Below are 6,480 nucleotides of genomic sequence, written 5' to 3' on the forward strand. Positions count from 1 at the left end.
ATGCAGATCTCACGCTTCTGCGCTTCCGGGCTCGACGCCATCAATTTCGGTGCCGCCAAGATCGCGCAGGGAGCGGACGAGATCGTCATTGCCGGCGGTGTCGAATCGATGTCGCGCGTCGGCATGGGCGCCTCGGGCGGTGCCTGGTTCATGGATCCTTCGGTCGGCCTGCCCGGCTGGTTCGTGCCGCAAGGCATCTCGGCCGACCTGATCGCCACCAAATACGGCTTCAGCAGAGACGACGTCGACGCCTATGCGGTCGAGAGCCAGAAGCGCGCCGCCAAATCCTGGGCGGATGGCCGCTTCAAGAAATCCGTCATTCCGATCAAGGACCAGAACGGCCTGACCATCCTCGACCATGACGAGCATATGCGCCCGTCGACCGACATGCAGTCGCTGGCCTCGCTCAACCCGTCCTTCGTCATGCCCGGCGAAATGGGCGGCTTCGATGCGGTCGCGGTGCAGAAGCATCCCGAAGTGGAAGAGGTCAACCACGTCCATCATGCCGGCAATTCGTCCGGCATCGTCGATGGTGCGGCGGCCGTGCTGCTCGGTTCGAAGAAGGCCGGCAAGGCGATGGGGCTGAAGCCCCGCGCGCGTATCCGCACCTTCGCCAACATCGGCTCCGAGCCTGTGCTGATGCTGACCGGTCCGGTCGACGTCACCGAGAAGCTGTTGAAGCGCGCCAAGATGAAGCTCTCGGACATCGACCTGTTCGAGCTCAACGAAGCCTTCGCTTCGGTGGTGCTGCGCTACATGCAGGCTTTCGACATTCCGCATGACAAGATCAACGTCAATGGCGGTGCCATCGCCATGGGTCATCCGCTCGGCGCCACCGGCGCGATGATCTTCGGCACGGTGCTGGACGAACTCGAGCGGCGCGATCTCAACACCGCTCTGGTGACGCTGTGCATCGGCGCCGGCATGGGCACCGCAACCATCATCGAACGCGTCTGACGGGGAGAGAAACGATGAGCTACACCAATTTCGCCCTCGACACCGACGCCGACGGCATTGCGCTGGTCACCTGGGACATGCCCGGCCGTTCGATGAACGTCTTCACCGAAGAGGCGATGCGGGAATTGAACGCCATTGTCGACAAGGTGGCTGGTGACGCCGCCATCAAGGGCGCCGTGATCACCTCCGGCAAGGATACCTTCTCCGGCGGTGCAGATATCTCTTTGCTGCAGAAGATGCTGACGACCTTCGCCGCGGAAAAGGGCAAGGACGCCGAAAAGGCGACCAAGGCGCTGTTCGACAATGCCGGCATGATGACCGGCCTGTTCCGCAAGCTGGAAACATCAGGAAAGCCGTGGGTGTCGGCGATCAACGGCACCTGCATGGGCGGCGCCTTCGAATTGTCGCTCGCCTGCCACGGCCGTGTCGCCGCCGATAGCGACAAGGTGAAGATGGCGCTTCCCGAGGTGAAGATCGGCATCTTCCCGGGCGCCGGCGGCACCCAGCGCGTGCCGCGGCTGACCGATCAGCAGCAGGCGTTGCAGATGCTGACCTCCGGCCAGACGCTGTCGCCGCAGAAGGCCAAGTCGATGGGCCTGATCCATGAGATCGCCGAGCCGACAAGGTTGGTCGAGACCGCCAAGGCGATGATCAGGAATGGCCTGAAGCCGGTGGCGCCATGGGACGAGAAAGGTTTCAAGCTGCCCGGCGGCCAGATCTATTCGCCGGCCGGTTTCAATCTGTGGCCGCCGGCCATCGCCATCCTGCGCCGCGAGACCTATGGCAACTATCCGGCCGCCGCCGCGATCCTCAAATGCGTCTATGAAGGCCTGCTGGTGCCATTCGACACCGCCTTGCGCATCGAGCAGCGCTATTTCACCGAGATCATGCAGACCAGGGAAGCGGCGGCGATGATCCGCTCGCTGTTTGTGTCGCTGCAGGAACTGAACAAGGGCGCCCGCCGCCCGGCCGGCGTGCCCGAAACCAAGTTCAAGAAGATCGGCATTCTCGGCGCCGGCTTCATGGGCGCCGGCATCGCCTATGTCACCGCCAAGGCCGGCATCCCGGTGGTGCTGCTCGACCGTGATCTGGAGTCGGCCGCCAAGGGCAAGGCGCATTCCGACAGCCTGGTCTCGGATCAGGTCAAGAAGGGCCGCGCCAAGCCGGAGGACAAGGACAAACTGCTGTCGCTGATCACGCCGACGGCGGACTACGCCGACCTTGCCGGCTGCGATCTGGTGGTCGAGGCGGTGTTCGAGGATTCGGGCGTCAAGAAGAGCGCCACCGAACAGGCGGAAGCCGTGTTGAAGCCATCGGCGATCTTCGCGTCGAACACCTCCACCATCCCGATCTCGTCGCTGGCCAAGAATTCGGCGCGGCCGAAGAATTTCATCGGCATCCATTTCTTCTCGCCGGTCGACAAGATGATGCTGGTCGAGATCATTTTGGGCAAGAAGACCGGCGACAAGGCGCTGGCCACCGCGATCGACTTCGTTCGCGCCATCAAGAAGACGCCGATCGTCGTCAACGACACGCGCGGCTTCTACGTCAACCGCTGCGTGCTGCGCTACATGTCGGAAGCCTACAAGATGCTGATCGAAGGTGTGCCCGCGCCGATGATCGAGAACGCGGCGAAGGCAGCCGGCATGCCGGTCGGCCCCCTGGCACTGACCGACGAAACGGCCATCGACCTTGCCCAGAAGATCATGAAGCAGACCATCAGGGATTTGGGCGACAAGGCGGTCGATCCCAAGCAGATGGCGCTGATCAACACCATGGTCGACGATCACGGCCGCTTCGGCCGCAAGAACGGCAAGGGGTTTTACGATTATCCGGCAAAGCCCGCCAAGAAGAAGCTGTGGCCGGGCATCAGGGATCTCTATCCGCAGCTTGCGCCCGAGAAGGTCGATTATGAGGAACTGCAGCAGCGGCTGCTGGTCACCATCGCGCTGGAAGCGGCCCGGGTGATGGAAGAAGGCATCGTCACCGACCCGCGCGAGGCCGATGTCGGCTCGATCCTCGCCTTCGGCTTCGCTCCCTATACCGGCGGTGCGCTGTCCTACATCGACGGCATCGGCGCCAAGGCGTTCGTCAAGATCGCCAGAAACCTGCAGAAGAAATACGGCGCCGAGTTCAAGGCGCCCAAGCTGCTGCTCGACATGGCCGAGAAGGGTGAGAGCTTCTATCAGCGCTTCGATCCCTATGCGAAAGGCGAGACCAGGAAAGCGGCGTGAGTAAGCCTTGCACTGTGGACAAGATGGCGGTCCGGGGTTAGAACAGGGAAGGTATTTTTTCCTGTTCAAAGGAGAGCGACACATGCTCTCGCATGACCGTGTCTGGGCTGCCATTGATGCTCTTGCCGAGCGCTATTCGCTTTCGGCCTCGGGGCTGGCCAAGCGTGCGGGGCTCGATTCCACCGCCTTCAACAAGTCGAAGCGCCTGTCGTCGGATGGCCGGCCGCGCTGGCCCTCGACCGAATCACTGGCAAAGATTATGGAGGCAACGGGCGCTTCCCTCGACGAATTCACCGGTTTGATTGAAGGTCGGGCCGGGGCCAGCCATGCGGCTTCGGTCGCCCGCCGAAGCTCCGTGCCGCTGCTCGGCTTTGCCCAGGCCGGCGCCGGCGGCTTCTTCGACGATGCCGGCTTTCCAGCCGGGCAGGGCTGGGATCTGATCGAACTGCCGACGCAATCGACCGAGAGTTCCTATGCTTTGCAGGTGCAGGGCGATTCCATGCTGCCGCTCTACCGCAATGGCGACGTCCTCATCGTCGAACCGGGCGCCGTTACCCGCAAGGGCGATCGCGTCGTCGTCAAGACCACATCAGGCGAAGTGATGGCCAAGGTGCTCGAGCGCCAGACCGTCAGGTCGATTGCGCTGGTCTCGCTCAATCCCGATCATCCCGACCGCGATATTCCCATGCGCGATGTCGAATGGGTGGCGCGGATTGTCTGGGCAAGCCAATAGGTCAAGCTGGTGCGGCTTCTCCATCATGCGCTGGCGGTTCTGATGGTCCCTGTGATGGCAGCCATTGTCGTCACTGGCGGTCACACTCTGAAAGGTAGTGAAAGCGTCATCACCGTGGACCAGCTTGATCCGGGCGCCGATGCGATGGCGCAGCAGGCTGCCGGGACGCTGCCCGAGGAGCCGGCCACATCGGCCATCGCAGCTCCGCAGCCGGCGACGCATTCGAGGGCGATCGATCCCGAAATCGTCGCGCCGCCGGAACTGCCCGCCGACGGGCTTGAACGGATCGAGCCGCGCGAGCCGCTGAGCAAACTCGCGCTGGCCGTGCCGCCCAAGCCGAAAATGCCTGACGACTGGAACGGCACAAAGCTGTTCCAGCCGGTTGCGCCGGCCGCCGGCTTGATCGAGGCGAAGGGCTACTCGGTCGCGGTTTCCGGCATCGACATCGTCAGGCAGGACGAGATTTGCAGCGAGGACGGCAAGTCCTGGCCGTGCGGCGTCCGGGCGAGGACAGCGTTCCGCGCCTTCCTGCGCGGCCGCGCGGTGGTCTGCACGGTGCCGCCGCAGGGCGGCCGCGACCTGATCGCAGCCGAGTGCCGGATCGGCAAGCAGGATGTAGGTCAGTGGCTGGTCGAAAATGGCTGGGCGCGCGCCGCCAAGGGCGGCCCCTATGTCGAGGCCGGCGACAAGGCGCGCATGGGCAAGAAGGGCATTTTCGGATCGGCGCCCGATCTGTCGGGCATGCCGGCGATGCCGGCCGCGCCAGGCCCGGCACCTCAGGCGCCGGGTTCGATCCTGGAAGAGGTCGACGGCGTGCTCAAGCCAGCTGACCAGCCAGCGCCCGCTCAATGAGCGCACGCGTCTCGGCAACGCCGTAGAGTGCTGCGAACGAGCCGAAGCGCGGGCCGCGCTCCTGGCCGATCAGCACCTGGTAGATCATCTGGAAGAAGGCGCCCGATACGCCGGGGCCGCCTTCCGGGCTCTGCTTGGAATGATCCTGATAGCGCTCGATCCTGCGTGCGACGTTGAGCGAGGCGTTCTGGATCGCTTCGCCGCTGGCGTCCGCCGGCAGCGCGCCAAGTGCTTCGTCGAGGGCTGCCAGCGCTTCGCGCTCGACCTCGTCGGCGGGCCGGAAGGTTTTCGTCGGCTTCACGAAATCGTCGAAATAGCGGATCGCATGGCCGACCAGCCGGTCGAGCTCTGGATGCGTCGCCGGCGTCACGCCTTGCGTATGACGTGAAATGAACCCCCACAGCACATCCTTGTTCTGCGCGTTGGAAGCGCTGACCAGATTGAGCAGCAGAGAGAACGGCACCGGCATGTCGATCGCTGGCGGGTTGCCGTCATGCATATGCCAGACCGGGTTGCCCAGCCGCTCCTTCCAGTCCTGGCGGGGATAGGCGGCGAGGAACGTGTAGTATTCATCCACGGCCCGCGGGATAACGTCGAAATACAGCTTCTTGGCCTGCCGCGGCCGTTGGTACATGTAGAGCCCGAGGCTTTCGGTCGGCGCATAGGTCAGCCACTCGTCGATGGTCAGCCCGTTGCCCTTCGACTTCGAGATCTTCTGGCCGTTCTCGTCGAGGAACAGTTCGTAGACGAAATGCTCCGGCGCCCGTCCGCCCAGAATGTTGCAGATACGGTCGTAGACCACCGCATTGGTCTGGTGGTCCTTGCCGAACATTTCGAAATCGACGCCAAGCGCTGCCCAGCGCATGCCGAAATCCGGCTTCCACTGCAGCTTCACGCGGCCGCCGGTGATCGAAAGCGTGGTCTCGGTGCCCTCGTCGTCGAAGGTGATGGTGCCGGCTTTGGCGTCGACATGCTTCATGGGCACGTAAAGCACGCGGCCGCTCTTCGGCGAGATCGGCAGGAACGGGCTGTAGGTCGCCTGCCGCTCGGGCCCGAGCGTCGGTAGCATCACCGCCATGATCTGCTCATAGCGCTCGGCGGCGCGCTTGAGCATCGCGTCGAAACGGCCGGCCTTGTAGTATTGCGTCGCGCTGGCGAACTCGTAGTCGAAGCCGAACGTGTCGAGGAAGCGGCAGAGCATCGCATTGTTGTGGTCGGCGAAGCTCGCATAGTCGCCGCCGAAGGGGTTGGGGACCGACGATAGCGGCTTGTGCAGATGCGGCTCGAGTGCGGCGCGGTCCGGCACGCTGTCGGGTATCTTGCGCATGCCGTCCATATCGTCGGAAAAGCACAGCAGCTTGGTCGCGACCTTGTCCTGCGTCAGGACACGGAAGGCATGGCGCACCATCGAGGTGCGCGCCACCTCGCCGAACGTGCCGATATGCGGCAGGCCGGACGGCCCGTAGCCGGTCTCGAACAGGACTGTTTGCGGAAAGTCGGCGCCTTTGTAGCGCTCGATGATCTTTTTGGCTTCCTCGAACGGCCACGCCTTGCTTTCGGTCGCGGCCGCCAGCAGCTCGGGGTTGAGATCGATGATGTTTGATCCCGCCATGTCACAGTTTTCCAAATCATCTGCCGGCCCGAAGGCGGGCCGCAGCAAGGGTTTTTCAACCGGTCTCTAGGCGTGCAGCACCGGAGCGTCAA

General features: G+C 63.7%; 5 protein-coding genes. 4 read left to right on the forward strand and 1 reads right to left on the reverse strand.

Going from position 1 to position 6,480, the window contains the following annotated elements:
- The 4 genes from EN969_RS12190 to EN969_RS12205 form a co-directional block, all read left to right on the forward strand.
- Positions 1 to 957, forward strand: a 957-nt coding sequence (locus tag EN969_RS12190) for an acetyl-CoA C-acetyltransferase (protein WP_127419145.1), incomplete at its 5' end; no start/stop codon positions are given.
- A gap of 14 nt (positions 958 to 971) precedes the next feature.
- On the forward strand, positions 972 to 3,191 hold the full coding sequence (locus EN969_RS12195) for a 3-hydroxyacyl-CoA dehydrogenase NAD-binding domain-containing protein (RefSeq protein ID WP_063170008.1): 2,220 nt from the start codon (positions 972 to 974) through the stop codon (positions 3,189 to 3,191).
- A gap of 82 nt (positions 3,192 to 3,273) precedes the next feature.
- Positions 3,274 to 3,924, forward strand: coding sequence for a helix-turn-helix transcriptional regulator (locus EN969_RS12200; protein WP_013533656.1), 651 nt, complete (start codon positions 3,274 to 3,276; stop codon positions 3,922 to 3,924).
- Positions 3,925 to 3,933: 9 nt separating this feature from the next.
- Positions 3,934 to 4,776: a thermonuclease family protein gene (locus EN969_RS12205; protein ID WP_348628039.1), complete on the forward strand. Its 843-nt coding sequence runs from the start codon at positions 3,934 to 3,936 to the stop codon at positions 4,774 to 4,776.
- Here EN969_RS12205 and EN969_RS12210 read toward each other — a convergent pair.
- Positions 4,742 to 6,388, reverse strand: a complete 1,647-nt coding sequence (locus tag EN969_RS12210; RefSeq protein WP_063170009.1) for a lysine--tRNA ligase — start codon at positions 6,386 to 6,388, stop codon at positions 4,742 to 4,744. The genes EN969_RS12205 and EN969_RS12210 overlap by 35 nt on opposite strands.
- Positions 6,389 to 6,480: the final 92 nt, after the last annotated feature.

Source organism: Mesorhizobium sp. M7A.F.Ca.CA.003.01.2.1 (genome assembly GCF_003998945.1).
GTDB lineage: Bacteria > Pseudomonadota > Alphaproteobacteria > Rhizobiales > Rhizobiaceae > Mesorhizobium > Mesorhizobium ciceri.

What these genes read in the sequence shown, in the direction of transcription:
- EN969_RS12195 (WP_063170008.1), top strand. Translation starts at nt 972, where the DNA reads ATGAGCTACACCAATTTCGCCCTCGACACCGACGCCGACGGCATTGCG.
- EN969_RS12200 (WP_013533656.1), top strand. Translation starts at nt 3,274, where the DNA reads ATGCTCTCGCATGACCGTGTCTGGGCTGCCATTGATGCTCTTGCCGAG.
- EN969_RS12210 (WP_063170009.1), bottom strand. Translation starts at nt 6,388, where the DNA reads ATGGCGGGATCAAACATCATCGATCTCAACCCCGAGCTGCTGGCGGCC.